The 17687-nt window shown below is 71.0% G+C and carries 17 protein-coding genes; 9 read left to right on the plus strand and 8 right to left on the minus strand.

Going from position 1 to position 17687, the window contains the following annotated elements:
* Positions 1-32: 32 nt before the first annotated feature.
* Positions 33-860, plus strand: a complete 828-nt coding sequence (locus BJ998_RS29960) for an NAD(P)H-binding protein (protein WP_184866694.1) — start codon at positions 33-35, stop codon at positions 858-860.
* Entirely contained in the window at positions 857-1522 is a 666-nt protein-coding gene (locus BJ998_RS29965; RefSeq protein ID WP_184866695.1) for an NAD(P)-dependent oxidoreductase, read from the plus strand. The genes BJ998_RS29960 and BJ998_RS29965 overlap by 4 nt, the downstream gene beginning before the upstream one ends.
* On the opposite strand, the gene BJ998_RS29970 is transcribed toward BJ998_RS29965, so the two are convergent.
* Positions 1498-3768 carry a beta-xylosidase/alpha-l-arabinosidase gene (locus BJ998_RS29970; protein WP_184866696.1) on the minus strand — a complete coding sequence of 757 codons (2271 nt, stop codon included), beginning with the start codon at positions 3766-3768 and terminating at the stop codon, positions 1498-1500. The genes BJ998_RS29965 and BJ998_RS29970 overlap by 25 nt on opposite strands.
* The gene (locus tag BJ998_RS29975) at positions 3753-4760 is read right to left on the minus strand and encodes a LacI family DNA-binding transcriptional regulator (protein ID WP_312890393.1); all 1008 of its coding nucleotides are present in this window, start codon (positions 4758-4760) and stop codon (positions 3753-3755) included. The genes BJ998_RS29970 and BJ998_RS29975 overlap by 16 nt, the downstream gene beginning before the upstream one ends.
* Positions 4761-4893: 133 nt before the next feature.
* Here BJ998_RS29975 and BJ998_RS29980 point away from each other — a divergent pair, with 133 nt between their 5' ends.
* From BJ998_RS29980 to BJ998_RS29995, 4 genes are all read left to right on the plus strand, one after another.
* The gene (locus BJ998_RS29980; protein WP_184866698.1) at positions 4894-6159 is read left to right on the plus strand and encodes an ABC transporter substrate-binding protein; all 1266 of its coding nucleotides are present in this window, start codon (positions 4894-4896) and stop codon (positions 6157-6159) included.
* Positions 6156-7037: a carbohydrate ABC transporter permease gene (locus tag BJ998_RS29985; protein ID WP_184866699.1), complete on the plus strand. Its 882-nt coding sequence runs from the start codon at positions 6156-6158 to the stop codon at positions 7035-7037. The genes BJ998_RS29980 and BJ998_RS29985 overlap by 4 nt, the downstream gene beginning before the upstream one ends.
* Positions 7034-7909: a carbohydrate ABC transporter permease gene (locus BJ998_RS29990; RefSeq protein ID WP_184866700.1), complete on the plus strand. Its 876-nt coding sequence runs from the start codon at positions 7034-7036 to the stop codon at positions 7907-7909. The genes BJ998_RS29985 and BJ998_RS29990 overlap by 4 nt, the downstream gene beginning before the upstream one ends.
* A gap of 76 nt (positions 7910-7985) precedes the next feature.
* Positions 7986-8381, plus strand: coding sequence for a hypothetical protein (locus BJ998_RS29995; RefSeq protein WP_184866701.1), 396 nt, complete (start codon positions 7986-7988; stop codon positions 8379-8381).
* 8 nt (positions 8382-8389) lie between these two features.
* Here the strand turns inward: BJ998_RS29995 and BJ998_RS30000 are convergent, their stop codons facing one another.
* Together BJ998_RS30000 and BJ998_RS30005 are read right to left on the minus strand one after the other, a co-directional pair.
* The gene (locus BJ998_RS30000; RefSeq protein WP_184866702.1) at positions 8390-9034 is read right to left on the minus strand and encodes a response regulator transcription factor; all 645 of its coding nucleotides are present in this window, start codon (positions 9032-9034) and stop codon (positions 8390-8392) included.
* A gap of 1 nt (position 9035) precedes the next feature.
* The gene (locus BJ998_RS30005; RefSeq protein ID WP_184866703.1) at positions 9036-10154 is read right to left on the minus strand and encodes a sensor histidine kinase; all 1119 of its coding nucleotides are present in this window, start codon (positions 10152-10154) and stop codon (positions 9036-9038) included.
* 109 nt (positions 10155-10263) lie between these two features.
* Here BJ998_RS30005 and BJ998_RS30010 point away from each other — a divergent pair, with 109 nt between their 5' ends.
* Positions 10264-10932 (plus strand): ABC transporter ATP-binding protein, encoded by a 669-nt coding sequence (locus tag BJ998_RS30010; protein WP_184866704.1) that lies wholly within the window; start codon positions 10264-10266, stop codon positions 10930-10932.
* Positions 10929-13262 carry an FtsX-like permease family protein gene (locus tag BJ998_RS30015; protein WP_184866705.1) on the plus strand — a complete coding sequence of 778 codons (2334 nt, stop codon included), beginning with the start codon at positions 10929-10931 and terminating at the stop codon, positions 13260-13262. Before BJ998_RS30010 ends, BJ998_RS30015 begins: the two co-directional genes overlap by 4 nt.
* A gap of 3 nt (positions 13263-13265) precedes the next feature.
* Here BJ998_RS30015 and BJ998_RS30020 read toward each other — a convergent pair whose 3' ends face one another.
* On the minus strand, positions 13266-13628 hold the full coding sequence (locus BJ998_RS30020; RefSeq protein ID WP_184866706.1) for a hypothetical protein: 363 nt from the start codon (positions 13626-13628) through the stop codon (positions 13266-13268).
* Positions 13629-13662: 34 nt separating this feature from the next.
* Here BJ998_RS30020 and BJ998_RS30025 point away from each other — a divergent pair, with 34 nt between their 5' ends.
* Positions 13663-14085, plus strand: a complete 423-nt coding sequence (locus tag BJ998_RS30025; RefSeq protein WP_184866707.1) for a VOC family protein — start codon at positions 13663-13665, stop codon at positions 14083-14085.
* Here BJ998_RS30025 and BJ998_RS30030 read toward each other — a convergent pair.
* Genes BJ998_RS30030 through BJ998_RS30040 form a run of 3 tightly spaced genes read right to left on the minus strand, consistent with a single transcriptional unit; the run spans position 14082 to position 17684 of the window.
* Entirely contained in the window at positions 14082-15422 is a 1341-nt protein-coding gene (locus BJ998_RS30030; RefSeq protein ID WP_184866708.1) for a protein kinase family protein, read from the minus strand. The two genes, BJ998_RS30025 and BJ998_RS30030, sit on opposite strands and share 4 nt — an antisense overlap.
* Before the next feature lie 5 nt (positions 15423-15427).
* Positions 15428-16993, minus strand: a complete 1566-nt coding sequence (locus BJ998_RS30035; protein ID WP_184866709.1) for an AbeC-like domain-containing protein — start codon at positions 16991-16993, stop codon at positions 15428-15430.
* Between the two features lie 19 nt (positions 16994-17012).
* The gene (locus tag BJ998_RS30040) at positions 17013-17684 is read right to left on the minus strand and encodes a vWA domain-containing protein (RefSeq protein ID WP_221338175.1); all 672 of its coding nucleotides are present in this window, start codon (positions 17682-17684) and stop codon (positions 17013-17015) included.
* Between the last annotated feature and the right edge of the window lie 3 nt (positions 17685-17687).

The following is a 17687-nucleotide window of genomic DNA, read 5'->3' on the forward strand; positions in this document are numbered from 1 at the left end:
CACTTTTTGCCCGGCTGGGCCGTCGAGAAGACATGATGCTGGTAACCGGGGCGTCCGGCACGGTCGGCCGCCCACTCGTGGAACTGCTGGTGGCCGCCGGCGTGAAGGTGCGCGCGGTGGCACGGAACCCGGCGGGCCTGCCGGCCGTCGCAGAGGTGGTGGACGAGCCGGTGCTGGAGGGAGTCACCGGCTTGTTCGCCAATCCCCGCGCGATCGGCGACGGCGTCGACGACCTGATCGGGCAGGCGAAGGCGCACGGCGTGCGCCGGGTCGTCGCGCTGTCGGCGGCCAACGTGGACGATGATCCCGACCGACAGCCGTCACGCTTCCGAGGCGACCGGAATCGGGAGGTGGAGCGGGCGGTCACGGGCAGTGGCCTGGACTGGGTGGCGCTGCGGCCGACCACGTTCGCGGCGAACGCGTTCGGGCTGTGGGCGGAGCAGATCCGGCGGGGGGACGCGGTGTACGGCTCCTACGCGGAGGCGACCTGGTCGCCGATCCACGAGCTGGATCTGGCCGAGGTGGCGGTCCGGGCGCTCCTGGACGACGACCTGCTCGGCACGCGGCCCGTGCTGACCGGCCCCGAGTCGCTCACCCAAAGGGAAATGGTGCGGACCGTCGGCGACGCGATCGGCCGCGAGCTCAGCTACGTCGAGATGACGGCGGAAACGGCCCGGGTGGCACTGGTCGCCCGCGGTTTCCCGGACGGGTTCGCCACCGGCCTGCTGGCCATGCAGGCGCGCTCGGTCGGCGTGCCGGCGCTGGTCACCAACGAGGTGCACCGGGTGCTGGGCCGGCCGGCGCTGACCTTCGCCCGCTGGGCGGCCGACAACGCCTACGTCTTCGGGAGGGCGGCATGAAGATCACGGTTTTTGCGGCGACGGGCGGGATCGGCCGGTGTGTGGTGGATCAGGCGCTCGCGGCCGGGCACGAGGTGACGGCGGTGGTGCGGGACCCGGGCAAGGTGCCGTCGACCGTGCGTGCGATCAGGGCCGATCTGTCCGAAGTGGACCCAAACGCACTGGAAGAGGCGGTGTCAGGCGCGGACGCGGTGTTGTCAGGGCTGGGGCCGCGCAACGCGAGGCAGGCGGGGATCACGTCCCAAGGGACGGCGGCGATCGTGGCGGCGATGAAGGCGACGGGGACGCGACGGTTGCTGGTGGTGAGCGCGGCGCCGGTGTCGACGACGCCGTCGCCGGGTCGGCCGAATCCGCCACGGCACGACCCGGCGGAGGGCGTCATCATGCGGAACCTGCTGACGCCCATCGTGAAGCGGGTCCTCCGAGACCACTACGCGGACCTGGCGAAGACGGAGGACATGCTGCGGGCCAGCGGCCTGGACTGGACGTCGGTGCGGCCGCCGCGGCTGACCGACAAGCCGCTGACCGGCCGGTACCGCACGGCGATCGAGCAGAACATCCGGCGCGGGGCGTTCATCCCGCGCGCGGATGTCGCTCACTTCATGCTGGCGTCGATCGACGACCCGGCGACGTTCGGTCACGCGGTGGGCATCGCCACCTGAGTGGGCCGCAGCACGCGGTCGAAGCCGACGTATCGGCGCGAACCGGTGAGGTTCACCGACAGCGTCGACGAGATGTCCGCACTGGACCGTCCGATGCGGAGCTCGACCGCGCCCGGATCGACCTGCCGCCGACCGGAAAGCCCGGTGTAGCAGGTGAGATCGGCGTGCAGCGTGAAATCGACGCGCGTGGTGCCGCCGGGCGGCAGTGTGACGCGGGAATAGGCGATCAGCTGCTGCACCGGGCGGACCACCTCGGCGACCGGATCGTGCAGGTACACCTGGACGACCTCGGTCGCCGGCACGTCGTTGCCGTTGTGCAGGGTCACGGACAGCCGGCACACGCCGTCGGTCGGCCACTCGGGCGGGCACTCGGCGTCCAGCCAGGTCACGGGCGCGTAGCTGAGCCCGTGCCCGAACGGGAACAGCGGCGTCGGGTCGACGCTGCTCACCTCGGTCAGCCGGCCCAGCGTCGGCGCCAGGTAGGTGGACGGCTGGCCGGCGCCGGCGCGCGGGAAGCTGACCGGCAGTCGGCCGGAGGGATCGACCCGCCCGCTGAGCACGTCGGCGAGCGCGGTCGACCCCTCCTCCCCGGGCAGGAAGCCGCACACGATGGCGGCCAGGCGGTCCACCTGCCGGGAGATCTCGTAGGGACGGCCGACGAGCAGCACGAGCACGACCGGCTTGCCGGTGCCGAGCACGGCCTCCAGCAGCTCCTCCTGCCGCCCGGGCAGCCGCAGGTCGGCGACGTCGCAGCCCTCGCCGGACGTGCCGGCGCCGAACATGCCGGTCCGGTCGCCGAGCACGACCACGCAGCAGTCGGCGTCGCGGGCGACCTCGACGGCCTCGGCGATGTCGGCGTCGTCGCCGCCCAGCACCGGGCAGCCCAAGGCGTAGGTGACGTCGTAGTCGCGGCGCAACGCGTCCAGCACGGTCGGCACGGAAATCCCCAGGGGCACATCGGGATGGTGCGCGCCGACGTGCACGGGGAAGGAGTAGCACCCCATCACCGCGTGCGGGTCGTCGGCCCGCGGGCCGACGACGGCGATGCGTGAGCCCGGAGCAAGCGGCAGCGTGTCCTTGTTGTGCAGCAACACGATCGACTGCCGCGCCAGGTCCAGGGCCAAGGTGCGGGACGACTGGGGATCGAGGTCGACCGGGCCGACGGGCTCGGGGGAGTAGTCGTCGTCGAGCAGGCCGAGCTGCCATTTCTGGGTCAGCACCCGGGAGACCGCCCGGTCGATCAGCTCAAGATCCACCTCCCCGGCGTCCACTGCGGCCAGTAGTGGTGCGCCGTAACAGTTCACGGTCGGGAGCTCGACGTCGATGCCGGCCCGCAGCGCGAGGCCGGCCGCTTCCGCCGGCGTGTCGACAACTCCGTGCAGGGTCTGCAGGAACGACACGGCGAAGTAGTCGGCCACCACCGTGCCGGTGAAGCCGTACGACTCGCGAAGGCGGCCGGTCAGCAGGCTTTCGTCGGCGGCGACCGGGATGCCGTCGTTGTCGGTGTACGCGTTCATCACCGACCGGGCCCCGGCCCGCAGCGCCATCTCGAACGGCGGCAGCAGCACGTCCGCCAGCTCGCGCGAACCGATCGACACCGGTCCGAAGTTGCGGCCGGCACGGGAGGACGAGTAGCCGACGAAGTGCTTCAGGGTGGCCACCACCCCGGCCGACTCCAGGCCACGCACGTAAGCGCTGCCGACCGTCCCGACCAGGAACGGGTCCTCGCCGATGGTCTCCTCGACCCGGCCCCACCGCAGGTCCCGCACCACGTCCAGCACCGGCGCCAGCCCCTGGTGCACGCCGAGCGACCGCATGGTGCCGCCGATCGCCGCGCCCACGCGCTCGATGATGTCCGGGTCGAAGGTCGCGCCCCAGCACAGCGGCGACGGGAAGATCGTCGCCTGCCACGCGGTCAGCCCGGTGAGGCACTCCTCGTGCACCATCGCCGGAATGCCGAACCGGTTGGCGGCCATGATCTTGCGCTGGCTGCGGGCCACGGCCCGGGCGCCGAGCGCCGGATCCACCGGACGGGTGCCGAAGGCCCTGGTCAGCTGGCCGATGCCGTGCCGGACGGCGGCGTCGAAGTCGACCGGCTCGACGGCCATGTCGTGCTGGTGCGGCGCGACGGCGCCGGCCTCGTCCACGCCGACCCAGATGCCCTGCAGCTGGGCGATCTTCTCCGCGACGGTCATCCGCGCCAGCAGGTCGCGGACCCGGTCCGGCGGCTCTACCGCGGGGCGCATGTCGACCCCCGCACGACGAGGTGGGTGTCCAGGGTGAGGTGCGTCTTCTCGATCTCCTCGCCGCGCATCAGCTGCACGAGCATCTCGATCGCCTGCCGACCCATGACCTTGATCGGCTGGTCGACGGTGGTCAGCGGCGGCGAGTTCAGCGCCGACTCGGGGATGTTGTCGAAGCCGACCACGGACAGGTCCTCCGGTACCCGCAGGCCCAGCGACCGGGCCGTCTCGACGGTGGCGATCGCCGACACGTCATTGGCCGCGAAAACCGCACTTGGTGGCGTCTCCAGCGACAGAAGCAGCCTTGCCGCCGCCGCGGACACCACGGGGTCGTAGTCGCCGGGCTGCACCAGCGTCTCGTCCACCGGCACGCCGGCGTCGGCCATCGCCTCCCGGAAGCCGCGCTCGCGCAGCCGTGCCGACTGGAGGTCCTCCCGCCCGGTGAGCATGGCGATTCGCCGGTGTCCCAGCGAAAGCAGGTGTTCGACCGCCAGCCGCGCGCCGCGCAGATTGTCGGAGTCGACGGTCGGCAGCCCGGACGGCCCGGTGTGCGGGTCGACGGCCACCACCGGGGCGTCGAAGCGCACGTCGAGCACGCTGGGCGTGACCAGCACGGCCCCGTCGACCAGGGTGCCGGACAGCCGCGACAGGTAGCGTCGCTCCCAGCCGAGCTTGTCGCCGGTTCGGCCGCCGGCGGAGTAGACGACCAGCTCGTAGCCGGTGTCCCGGATCGCGTCAGCGGCGCCCTTGAGCAGCTCGGTGCTGAACGGCTCGATGTCGGCGACCAGGATGCCGATCACGTTGGTCTTGTGGTTGCGCAGGCTCTGCGCCACCAGGCTGGCTTCGTAGCCCAGTTCGGCGATGACCGCGCGGACCCTGGCCATGGTGTCGGCGGACACCCCGTAGCGGTCGTTGATGACCTTGGAGACGGTCGCGACCGACACGCCGGCGCGGGCGGCGACGTCCCGGATGGTGACCCGTGAGCTTGGCTGCACGGGCCCGACGGTACCCGTGTAAAACGTTATCGACAACGATTGACACGAGGTCTCGACCGTCGCAGACTCAGGCACCAATCTGGGCCCGGAAGCCCGGTCCGGTTCGGCCGACGTCGTCAGGAGTGGACCAGTCATGCGAAGGATCCGGCTGATCACGGTCACGATCGCCGCCGCGTTGCTCGCCGCCGCGTGCGGCTCGTCCGGAACCACCGGTTCCGGCGCGCTCACCTGGTGGCACAACGGCACGTCCGACCCGCTCAAGAGCCTGTGGCAGTCGGTGGCCGACGGCTATCACGCCGCGCACCCGGACGTCACGATCTCCATCGATCCGATCCAGAACGAGCAGTTCCAGACCAAGGTGCCGCTGGCGCTGCAGTCCGACTCGCCCCCCGGCGTCTACCAGCAGTGGGGTGGCGGCGGGGAGGCCAGCCAGATCAAGTCCGGCAAGGTGCTCGACCTGACGTCGGCGGTGTCGAGCTGGATCGGCACCCTCGGCAAGGCCGCCGAGGGCTGGCAGGTGGACGGCAAGCAGTACGGCGTGCCCTTCGACCTGCACGTGGTCGGTTTCTGGTACCGCAAGGACCTGTTCGCCAAGGCGCAGATCACCACACCGCCGGCGACCATGGCCGACTTCTACGCCGACATCGACAAGCTGCGCGCCGCCGGTGTCACGCCGGTCGCCATCGGCAGCAAGGACCGCTGGCCGGACGCCTTCTACTGGGACTACTTCGCGGTCCGCGAATGCTCAACGGACGTGGTCAAGCAGTCGATCAAGGCGCAGAAGCTGGACGACCCGTGCTGGCAGAAGGCCGGCGACGACCTCACCGCGCTGCTCGCCAAGAACCCGTTCCAGCAGGGCTTCCTCGGCACCCCGGCCCAGCAGGGCGCCGGCAGTTCGGCCGGCATGGTCGCCAACGGGCAGGCCGCGATGGAGCTGCAGGGCGACTGGGAGCCCGGCACCATGGCCGCCCTGACCGAGGACAAGGACTTCGCCAGCAAGCTCGGCTGGTTCCCGTTCCCGACGATCGAGGGCGGCGCCGGCGACCCGGGCGTCACGCTGGGCGGCGGTGACGGTTTCTCCTGCACCACGGTGGCCCCGCCGTCCTGCCCGGACTTCCTGAAGTACATCGACGGCGCCGAGGTGCAGACGAAGCTGGCCGCCGCCGGCATCGGCCTGCCGGTCAACCCGGACGCCGCTGGCGCCCTGAAGGACCCGACGCTGCGGCAGGTCTTCGACTTCAGCCGCAAGGCGACGTACATCCAGACCTACTTCGACATCGCCCTGCCGACCAACGTCGGGCAGGCGCTCGACGACGCCATCGCCAACTTCGTGGCGGGCAAGGGCACCGCGGCGAGCGTCGCGCAGTCGGTCGGCCAGGCGGCGACGGGGGACAAGTGATCCGCAGGCGGCTGGAACTGGTCCTGCTGCTCGGCCCGGCGCTGCTGCTGTTCGTCGGCTTCGTGTTGGCGCCGATCGTCGTCGCCGCGTACTACAGCCTCTACGAATGGCAGGGGTTCGGCTCGCTGACGGACTTCGTCGGCATCGGCAACTACCGGGACGTGGTGACCGGCGCCGTGTTCCAGGGCGCCGTGGTGCACAACGTCGTGATCGTGGTGCTGTCGCTCGTCGTGCAGCTTCCGGTCAGCGTGGCGCTTGCGCTGCTGCTGAACCGGAAGCTGCGCGGCCGGGGCGCGCTGCGGCTGGTGGTGTTCGCGCCGTACGTGCTGTCCGAGGCGACGACCGCCGTGATCTGGCTGCTCATCCTGCAACCCGGCGGCTTCGTCGACCAGGCTCTGACCTTTCTCGGCCTGCACGGCGCGATCCGCCAGTGGCTGGCCGATCCCAAGGTCGTGCTGCTGACGCTGTTCGTGGTGATCACGTGGAAGTACATCGGCTTCGGCATCATCCTGCTGCTGGCCGGGCTGCAGGGCATTCCCCGTGAGCTGCACGAGGCCGCCGCGCTGGACGGCGCGTCGGCCTGGCAGGCGACCCGGAGCGTGGTGCTTCCCCTGCTGGGGCCCACGATCCGGATCTGGATCTTCCTCAGCGTGATCGGCTCGCTGCAGGTGTTCGACGTCGTGTGGATCATGACCCTGGGCGGGCCGGCCAACGCATCGACGACGATGGCCACCTACCTCATCGACCACGGCTTCAAGCGCTACGAGTTCGGCTACGGCAGCGCGGTCGCGGTCGTCCTGTTCATCATCTGCTTCGCGTTCGCGCTGCTGTACCAGAGGTTCGCGCTGCGCAGGGACACCGAAGGGGCATTGAGGTGACCGTTGCCCACCTCCCGGCCGCATCACCCGCCGCTGTCACCGAGCGGCGTGCCACGGTGAAGCCCGCCACCGTACTCGCCTACCTGGCCGCGATTCTGGTCGTCGGCATCACCGTGGTGCCGCTGCTGTTCGTGGTGGTCGGCGGCTTCCGCACCACCGCGCAGGTCAACGCCGCTCCCGTGGGGTGGCCGAGCCCGTGGGTGATCGACAACTACGTGGCGATCCTCGGGACGTCGGCCTTCTGGCACTTCCTGTGGAACAGCGCGGTGATCGCCGTCATCGCCACCGCGCTGGCGGTCGGGTTGGGCGCGATGGCGGGATTTGCCCTGTCGCGCTACCGGTTCCGCGGCCGGGAGGCGTTGTACGGGCTGTTCACGGTCGGCCTGTTGTTCCCGCTGGCGGTGGCGTCGCTGCCGCTCTACCTGCTGCTGAGGCAGATCGGGTTGCTGGAGAACCCGCTGGGCGTGGCCATTCCGGAGGCGGCCTTCTCGTTGCCGGTGACGATCCTGATCCTGCGGCCGTTCATGCTGGAGATCCCCCAGGAAGTGGAGGACGCGGCCATCCTGGACGGGGCGTCTCGGCTGGGGTTCTTCTGGCGGATCCTGCTGCCGCTGTCGATGCCGGCACTGAGCACGGTGACGGTGCTGGCCTTCGTCACCAGCTGGAACGCCTATCTGTTGCCGCTGCTGGTGTTCAACGACCAGTCGCACTTCACGCTGCCCCTCGGCGTCGCCACCTTCCAGTCCCAGTACTCGCAGGACACGGCCCGGATCCTGGCCTTCACGACGTTGTCGATGGTGCCGGCGCTGGGTGTGTTCGTGCTGGCGGAACGCCGGATCGTCGGCGGGTTGAGCGGCTCGGTGAAGGGATGAGGATCGGCCGAAAGTAAGAGGCGAATCCGTCCGTCGGCAGAGGCGGCCGCGACACTCCAGCCGTGACGATACGGGCATGACGATGAGCCGCCTGATTCCGATGGTCACTCTGGTCGCGGTCGGCGGTGGCCTGCTCGCCGGATGCGGCAACAAGAGCTACACCTACGAGGTCGCGCTCCAGGTCACCGGCCAGGGCTCCGCCGAGGTCACGATCGAGTACCCGACCCAGCCGGGCAACTCCGACAACAAGAAGCCGGACAGCACGCCGAAGAAGACCACCACCATCGAGACCCTGCCGTTCCACCAGAAGGTCCTCGCCGCCGGCCTCGGGCACGTGTCGGTGTCGGCCAAGTCGGCCGACGGCAAGCCGGTCGGCTGCGCCGTCACGATCGAGAAGGACAGCCCGATCACCAGGGACGGCAAGGGCACGGTGCAGTGCGACGCCGACATCACCGAGAGCACCGACAACTGACGTGCGGGTCAGCGGTCGACGATTCCCGACTGCCAGGCCCACATCGCGATCTCGACCCGGTTGCGGGCGGTCAGCTTCGCCTGCACGTTGCCCAGATGCGTCTTCACGGTGCCGACGGAGATGAACAGCCGCCCGGCGATCTCGGTGTTCGTCAACCCCTTGGCCACCAACCGAACGACGTCGAGCTCGCGGGCGGACAGGTCGGCGGCGGGCGGCGGCGCCGACGGGGAACTGAGCTGCCGCAACAACTTCACCGTGATCGCTGGGCTGACGAGGGCCTCGCCGGCGGCGGCCGCGCGGACGGCCTCGACCAGCAGGGCGGCGCCGGAGTCCTTGAGCAGGAAACCGTACGCGCCGCCGCGCAACGCCTGGTACACGTACTCGTCGTCGTCGAAGGTGGTCACCACGACCACCCTCGGCGCGGCGACCCGCCCGGGCTTGGTCAGCTGCCGCAACGCCTGCAGGCCGTCCATCTTCGGCATCCGGATGTCCATCAGCACGACGTCCGGGGAAAGCCGGTCGGCCAGCTCCACCGCGTGCACGCCGTCGACCGCCTCGCCGATGACCTCGATGTCGTTCTCGGCCGCCAGGATCATGGCGATGCCGGCCCGGATCATCGCCTGGTCGTCGGCGATCAGCACCTTGACGGTCACGTCAGTTCCCTCCCACCGGCAGGCTCGCCTCGACCACCCAGCCGCCGGCGGCGCCCGGTCCGGCCTTGATGCTGCCACCCACCGCGGCCACGCGTTCGCCCAGCCCCCGCAGCCCGAAGCCGCCGCGGCCGGCGTGCCGGGCCCGGCCGTCGTCGGCGACCAGCACCCGCACCCATTCCCCGGAACGGGAAATCTCCACCCGCACCTCCCGTGCCGCGTCGGAATGCTTGCGCACGTTGGTCAACGCCTCCATCACCACTCGGTGCACAGTGGACTGCAGCTCGGCCGGCAGCCCGTCGAACTCGCCGTCCAACGACAAGGTCGCGGACGGCCCGAACTCGGTGACGAGCCGTTCGACGTCGGCGATCGTCGCGGGTGGACTGAAATCCGTGCCGGCGTCGGCGTCGCGCAGCAGGCCGACCATGCGCCGCATGGTCGCCATCGCCTCGGTGCCGGCCTGCTCGATCCGTTCCAGCGCGGGCAGCACCAGCTCCGGCTTCTTCTCGGCCATCGCCCGCGCCCCCTGCGCCAGCAGGACGATGCCGGTGACGTGGTGGCCGACGTAGTCGTGCAGGTCGCGGGCGAACTCGGCCCGCTGGGCCAGCCGGATCGCGGCGGCCTGCCGCTCCCGGCTGATCCCGACCAGCCGGGCGGCCAGCCCGGCGGCGATCGACACCACCAGCAGCAGGGACAGCGCCAGCGCGGCGATCACGTTGAGGTCGCTGCTGCGCGGCAGGATCGGCTGCAGCACCACGGCCGCCGCCAGCACCGGCACGGTGACCGCCGCCAGCGCGGTCCGGCCGCGCCAGGCGACCAACGCGATCAGCCAGCACAGCGCGACCGTTGCCGTGAAGGCGAACGGCGCTCGGCGGTCGGCCGTGCCCGCGGTGAGGACCGTGGCGGCGAACGTGGTCATGGCCGGCAGCAGCGCCACGACCGGCAGCGTCACCGGCCCCAGGCCGGGACCGGCCAGCGCGACCAGGCCGGCCAGCATGCCGGAGCCGAGCTGGATCACGCCGAGCGGATCGTCGCGGATGGTGCCGGCCAGGTAGTCGACGGCGCCGAGCGTGAGCAGCAGGGCGGCGCCGGCCAGCCAGCACAGTGCCCACAGGTAGCGCATGTGGGGCAGCGTAGTCATTCCGGCCGGGGCCGCAGGTCGGCCGAAAGTCATAGCCGGACCCGTCCTTGGGCCGAGGCGGCGGGTGGACCGCAGCGGCGAGCCTGGGCGCATGTCAGAAGCGATCACCGCGATGGACCTGGTCAAGGTCTACGGGCAGGGGCCGGCGCAGGTGCGCGCGCTGGACGGCGTGAGCGTCGCGTTCGGCCGGGCCCGGCTGACGGCGATCGTCGGACCATCCGGCTCCGGCAAGTCCACCCTGATGCAGTGCCTCGCCGGCCTCGACACGCCCACGTCCGGACGAGTGCTGCTCGGCGACACCGACCTCACCGCGCTGCCCGACCGCCGGCTGACCCGGCTGCGCCTGGACCGCGTCGGCTTCGTGTTCCAGTCGTTCAACCTGCTGCCGCAGCTGACCGCGCGGGAGAACATCCTGCTGCCGGCCGGCCTGGCCGGTCGCTCGGTGGACAAGGGGCGATTCCGCGACCTGGTGGAGATGCTCGGCATCGGGGACCGGCTGCGGCACCTGCCGTCCGAGCTGTCCGGCGGCCAGCAGCAGCGCGTCGCCATCGCGCGGGCCATGCTCGGCCGGCCCGAGGTGATCTTCGCCGACGAGCCGACCGGCAACCTGGACTCGGCCGCCGGCGAGCAGGTGCTGGAACTGCTGCGCACGGCGGTGCGGGACTTCGGGCAGACGACCGTCATGGTCACGCACGACCAGGTCGCCGCGTCCTATGCGGACCGGATCGTCACTATGGCCGACGGGCGGGTCGCCGCATGAACTTCGTCGCCACTCACCTGCGGGGCGTGCTGCGCAAGCCGGCCCGGCTCGCGCTGACCGGCGTCGCCATCGCCGTCGCGGCCTTCTTCGCCACGGCGGCGATGTTGACCCACGACATCGCCAAGGAGACGGCGTACGCGACGATCACCGCCATTCCGTCCGGTGTGGACGAAGTGGCGGAGCCCGATGGCAGCGAAGCCTCGGCGCAGCTGAACAAGGTCCGGCACGAGCCCGGTGTCGTGGAGGCGACCGGCCGCATGGTGGTGCCGCTGACCGTTGGCGGAAAGCGGATCGTGCTCACCGCCGATCCGGGATCGGGGCCGCTGAGCCGGATCCGCGTCGCCTCGGGCACGTATCCCCAGTCCGCCAACCAGATCGCCGCCTCGACCACATCCGGGCTGAAGATCGGCTCGACCGTGCCGGTGGGCGGGAAGTCGTTGACGGTCACGGCGATCGTCGACGCCCCGTCCGCCGATGGGCCCGCGGCGTACATGACGGACACCAACCTGCTCGCGGTCACGCCGGCTCGGCTCGACCGGATCGACATCAGGGGATCGGCGCCGCTGTGGGGCGCCAAGAGCGCGGACGACGCTCGGGCGGAGGCGATCGCCGGCGTTGACAGCAAGGTGGAGAGGTTGCTGGCGGTGCTGACGGCGTTTGTCGTCGTCGCGGTGATCGCCGCGCTGCTCATGGCCACCTCGACGTTCCGCATCGTGTTCGCGCAGCGGATGCGGCAGACCGCGCTGCTACGGGCGGTCGGCGCGCCGCGGCGGAAGCTGGTGTGGGCCTTCGTCGCCGAGGGGGCGCTGGTCGGGTTCGTCGCCGGTCTCGTCGGCACGGCGGCAGCCATCGGCGCGGGTTTCCTGGTGGCACGACTGCTCGGCGTGAGCGGACCGGGACCGGCGTTGCCGTTCACATCGCTCGTGGTCCTGGCATCGATTCTCGTCGCGCTGCTGGCCGCGGTCACACCGGCGCAGTCCGCCACCAGGATTTCGCCGCTGGAGGCGTTGCGGGTCACCGACACCGAGCGTGATTCGTCGACGGCGAGCCGGCTGCGGGTGGTCACGGGTGTGCTGTTGCTGGCCGCTGCGGGGTTGGTGTCGTACAAGGCCTTCGGCGACGGCATCACCGCCACGTCCCGGCCGGGCGGCGCGGTTCTGCACTTCCTGCTGCTGACCATCGCCAGCGGCACGCTGACCTTCTGTGCCCTCCTGGCGCTGGGGCCGGTGTTGCTACGACCCGTGCTGCGCGGCATCAACGCCGTGCTTGCGCCGCTCGGGCCGACCGTTCGCCTTGCTGTGCAAGGAGTTGGCGGTGCGCCCCGACGTGCGGCGGCCGTGTCGGCGGTGGTCGCGCTGGGAACTGGGCTGCTGACGGGCGTGCTGGTCGGCGGCGAGACCGTGCGCACCTTCAACGATGCCCAGCTCGCGGCGGCGTTCCCGGCCGATGTCGAGGTGAGCGGGCTGACGGAGGACGAGCCGATCCCCGATGCCGTGCTGGCCAGGCTGACCGGCCTGAAGTACCGGGTCGCGCGGGAGGACGTCGTGACCAACGGTTCCCCCACCAACCTGGAGGTGTCCGATGTGGACATCAAGAAGCTGCCGCTGCTCGGCCAGATCCGGACCACGGTGGGCGCTCTGGACGACCTCGGGCCCGGCCGGGCGGCGGTCTCGGCCAAGTACGCCGAGATACTGAAGGTCAAGCTCGGCGACACCATCTCCCTCGGTGACCTGCACATCCGGGTGGCCGCCATCGTCGTGGGGGACCTCATCGCCGGTCACGGGCTGGTGATCGACCACACGGACCTGAGCCGGGCCGGCGTGCCGGAGCGGCCGACGAACGTGCTGCTGACCACGGATTCCCCGCAGAGCTACGGCGACAGCGTCAAGGTCGACGTGCTGTCCCGGTACCGGGACCAGCAGCGTGATCTCGTCGCCTCGCTGGAGATTCTCGCCCTGGCGGTGCTCGCGCTCACGCTCCTGATCGCGATCGTCGGCGTCGGCACGACCGCCGCGCTGTCGGTGGTCGAGCGGCGGCGGGAGTCGGGGATGCTGCGCGCGATCGGCCTGACCCGGCTCGCCCTCGGCGGCATCACCGTGTCGGAAGCCGCGCTGCACGGCGTGATCGGCGTCCTGTTCGGACTGATCATCGGCATCCCGCACGCGTGGCTGGCGGTGCTGTCACTCGGCCTCGGCGCGCCACTCACCGTGCCGGTGCCGACGCTGCTGGGAGCCGGTGCTGGCCTGGTCGTGCTGACGATGACCGCCGGCTTGCTGCCCGCGCGGCGGGCAGCCCGGGAAAGCCCGGTCACGGCGATGCGGGTCGACTGACCCTCACAGGTCGGGCAGCGGGTCCGGCGGCAGCTCGCCGGCCCCGCGCTCCAGGTCGGCGGCGTTGACCACGGCGATGTACTCCTCGTCCAGTTCGTAGCTGAAGCCGCCGAGCGTGAACCGCGCGCCCAGGTGCGTCTCGACCGGGCCGAGCCGGGTCTGCCTCGGGAACTCCGCCTCCAGCGTCTTGGGCACGGTCCGGCTCCAGTGCCCGGTGGACAGCACCTTCAGCGCTTTGTCGCTGACGACGACCAGCACGTACGGCCGCGAGCTCGTCGACAGCACCGCCGGGAAGATGTAGCGGATCTCGTCGTCGGGGTCGAGGAACGTGCGGGCGGCGGCGCGTACTTTCTCGGAGACCGGCATGACGGGAGCGTAGAGCCGTGCCAGGCTGTGTGTCGTGGAAACCGTGCCGAACTTCCGTCAGGTCGTCCTCGACACCACCGACGCCCGCGGGCTGGCCGAGTTCTACCGTCAGCTCCTCGGCCTGCACTACCGGCCGGGCGATGAGCCGCCGGCGGCCGGCGAGCCCGACCCGCTCGGCCGCGACTGGCTGGTGCTGCGCAACCCCGGTGGCGCACAGATCGCGTTCCAGCAGGTGGACGAGCTGCCCGAGGCCACGTGGCCGGAGGGCGAGCACCCGCAGCAGCTGCACCTCGACCTGACCGTGCCGACTGTCGAGGACCTCGCCGCCGTGCACGACAACGCGCTGCGGCTCGGGGCCCGGCTGCTGCTCGACCGGTCGAAGGATCCGCAGGAGCCGCTGTACGTGTACGCCGACCCGTCCGGGCACCCGTTCTGCGTGTTCGTCGCCCCGAACTAGGGACCGGCCACCCTGACGGCCTTGTCCGACGCGGCCATCAGCCACGGCTGCTCGTCGGTGCCCTGCCCGAGGTTCACGTAGAGCGCAATGGCGTGGACCAGATAGCGGTGGTGATGGCCGATGTAGCCGTACTGCTCGGCGTTGTTGAAGGCGTCCCAGGAGGCGTCGCACACGGAGGCCCCGGGGCCGTCGTTCGGGCACTGCACACCCCAGTCGCCGCTGTGCGTGCCGCGCAGGGCGTCGTGCGCGGAGGCGGCCGCCTGGACGTCGGGTAGGGGCGCGACGGCGACCCACACCATGATGTGGTTGCCGGTGTCGAGGTAGCTGCCGCTGATCAGCTTCTCGCAGCCGGCCTTGGCCAGGATGCCGGCGACCTCGTCGGTCTCCCACGGGTTGCCGCAGTCGTTCCGCACGCCGGCGGACCGCAGCGTGTAGGTGACGTCCTTGTCGTCGGTGAACTGGTCGGGCAGCAGGGCGGCGGCGGTGAGCGGGGTGTCGTCGGTGCCGCTCGCGTCGAGCGATGCCGTGTCGGCCGTGGTGGTGGTCGGCTCCTCGGTGGTCGTTGTCGTCGTCTCGGTGGTTGTCGTGGTCTCGGTGGTCGTGTCGGCGATGTACTCGTGGGTGGTGGTCGTGGGGGAGGAGGCCGGCGTCGAGTCGTGGGAGTTGGCCGCGACGATGACGACGATCAGGACCACGGCGATGAGCGTCAGAATGCCGCCGGCCGCGGGGGAGAAAGCCGGCGGACGCGGGGCCGGCGCGGTGGTGGCCGGCTGCTCGTTGGTCGGCTGCGGCGGTTCCAGCGCGGCCAACGCCTCGGGGATGGCCGGCTCGTCGGCGAGGAGCCGGGCGATCAACTCCTCCAGCACGCCCTCCCCGACGGCGAGCCGCAGCGTCTCACCGAGCGCACGGAGATCGCCGGCCGGAGTCGCCTCGGCCACCGGGAAGCCGGCGAGCAGCGCCTCGCCGGTGCCGGCCAACAACACCGTGGCGGCGGAGATGCCCCCGTGCGCCACCCCGGCCGCGTGCACGGAAGCCAAGGCGGACAACAGGTCCCGAGCTACGCGGCCGGCGGCATCCGAGTCCAGCGGCCCGTACGCGTCGACGTCGTCGGCCAGTGAACGGCCCTCGACCAGCCGCGACACCGCCCACGACCGCTCCCCGTCGGTGACTATCTCGTCGGGGAACACCAGATTCGGGTTGGCACGTAAGGAAAGCGGCCAGGAACAAGCCGTGCCGGCGACCTCGGTGAGCATGACGTCGCCGGACGCGCGCCAGCGGCCCGGCCCGAGCACGGCGACGAGCCGGTAGCGACCGCCGACGACCTGGCCCACCTCCACCGGCGTCAGTCCTGGCCGCCGGAGCCGCGGGCCTGGGTCACGCGGTTGAACGTGCGCGCGACGGCGTTGGCGCCGACGGCGATGCTCTTCGCGTCGATCTTGCCCTCGCCGGTGACGTAGATGCCGTTGTTCGTGATCATCGTCGTCCGCTCGACCAGCTCGCTGGTGTCGATGTTGTGGTCGTCCAGGAACCGGGTGAGCGCGTCCATCACCCGCCGCTCCGCCAGCTTCCCGTACATCTCCCGGTCCAGCTGCTGGAAGTAGCGGTGGTACCGGGTGTCGGCCGCCTGCTCGCGCAGGCTCTGCCCGGCGCCGTAGTTGAACGACCGGTCCTGGGTGATCTCCCGCGCCTCCCGGCGCAGCTTGCCCGGCCGGCCCAGGGCGGCCAGCGGCACCGCGACCGTGCGGAAGAAGCCGCCGAACAGGGCCGGCACCGCCTTGATCAGGCTCACCGACGCCACCCGGCTCACCTGGCGCCACGTCGGCCGGCCGAGCAACCGGTCCACCACCAGGTAGTCCTGCCGCATCGGCGGCAGCAGCGAGTAGTTCGCCTCCACGAACAGCATGTCCTTCTGCGGCAACAGGGCGAACCGCAGGAACATCGTCACCACCAGCTGGCCGCTCCAGCCGCCGATGCGCACCACGAGGTACGGCCGCGCCCGGCTCTTGGGGTTCTCCTGCAGCCGGGAGAACAAGGCAGCGTCCACACGGGACACCGGGGCGGCCAGCTCGTCCGGCAGCACCGCCTGCTGCACCTCGGGTTCGAAGCCGTGCAACAGATCCAGCCCGTTGACGAACAGCCGGTCCTCGACCACGATCCCGGGCAGGCCCAGCTGCCGCACGTCGTCGGCGACGAAGTCGTGCACCTCCTGCACGGCGAACGGCACGACCTTCTTGCCCTCCGCGGGTTTGGCCACGTTGAGCGTGAACGACCACTTCTCGGCCGGCTGCCCGTAGCCGACGAACGGCGAGTAGGCGGCGAACACCGTGACATTGCCCCGGTCCCGGGCGCCGATCTCGGCCAGCCGCCGCCGATCGCGCGGGTTGTCCGGCTCGGGGGCCTTCGCCGGATCGAACGTCGTGCGCCCCAGGTGGGCCGCGACCACGCCGTAGTGGGCGACCAGCGACTCCACGAACACCGTGAGCCACGCGCCGAGGCCCAGCGGGATGATCCAGCCGAAGGCCACCAGGGGCGACCGGAGGAACATGATCAGGAAGATCAGCAGGATCAGGCCGAGCAGCCCGTCCCGTAGCAGATGTCGTTGCCGCGCGGCCAGCCCGTACTTGAGCACGGTGACCAGGTCGACACCGGGCGACGAGGCGATGGCGCGGTGCTGCTCGTGCAGGATTCCGCGCAGCGCCTTGTCGTTGAGGCTCGGACTGAGCTGCACCGCCGCGCACAGGTAGCGCGTCGCGTCCCGGGCGAACCCGGCGGTGCCGGCAGGGGCGGACGCGGCGGAGGTCGGGCCGGCGGGGCCCGCCCCGGAGAGGTCGATCACCCGCTTCGCGCCGCAGCGCTCGCACACCAGGAAGTTGCTCGGATTGTCCCAGCCGCACCGCTGGCACGTCATGTCGTCACCTGACCTGTCGTCAGTCCATGTACTCGACGGGAATGGTCCGGTAGCCCTCGGCCACCGTCGGGATCTGCATCTCCTCCGCGCGCGAGGACGCCACCAGCGAGTTCAGCAGGCTGTTGATCGCCTGCGTGAGGGCCTCGTCCTGCCGGGTCCCCTCCTCGGCGTAGAACGCGGCCTTGGTGGCGACCTTGGCCAGCACCTCGCTCTGCACGGTGCCGAAGCCGTAGGTGATCACGTGCGGATGCCGCTTCCAGGCGGGATCCACCAGCTTCTTGAACGCCGCCTCCCAGCCGGGCTCGGTGGGCTGCCCGTCGGTCAGGAAGAACATCGCCGGCCGCAGCACCGCCCGGCCGCGCGCGTTGAGCGCGGCCACGTCGATGTCGATGCGGGCCCGCACCAGGTCGAACGCGGCGCGGTAGTCGGTGTTGCCGCTGCACACCACCTCCGGCATGGCCGGGATCAGCTCCAGGTCGGTCATCTCGATCACCAGCTGCGCCGACGAGGAGAAGGCGATGATCGACATGTGCGCGAACTCGGACACCCGCGGGCTGTCGGCCAGCTTGCGGTGCAACCGGTCCAGCGTCCGGTTGACCATGTCCTGGTACGGCGTCATCGAGTGCGACGCGTCGATGACCAGGTAGGTCGGCAGGCACTTCTGCCGCATCGAGTACGGGACGTCGTCCACCCG

The organism is Kutzneria kofuensis (genome assembly GCF_014203355.1).
Taxonomy (GTDB): domain Bacteria; phylum Actinomycetota; class Actinomycetes; order Mycobacteriales; family Pseudonocardiaceae; genus Kutzneria; species Kutzneria kofuensis.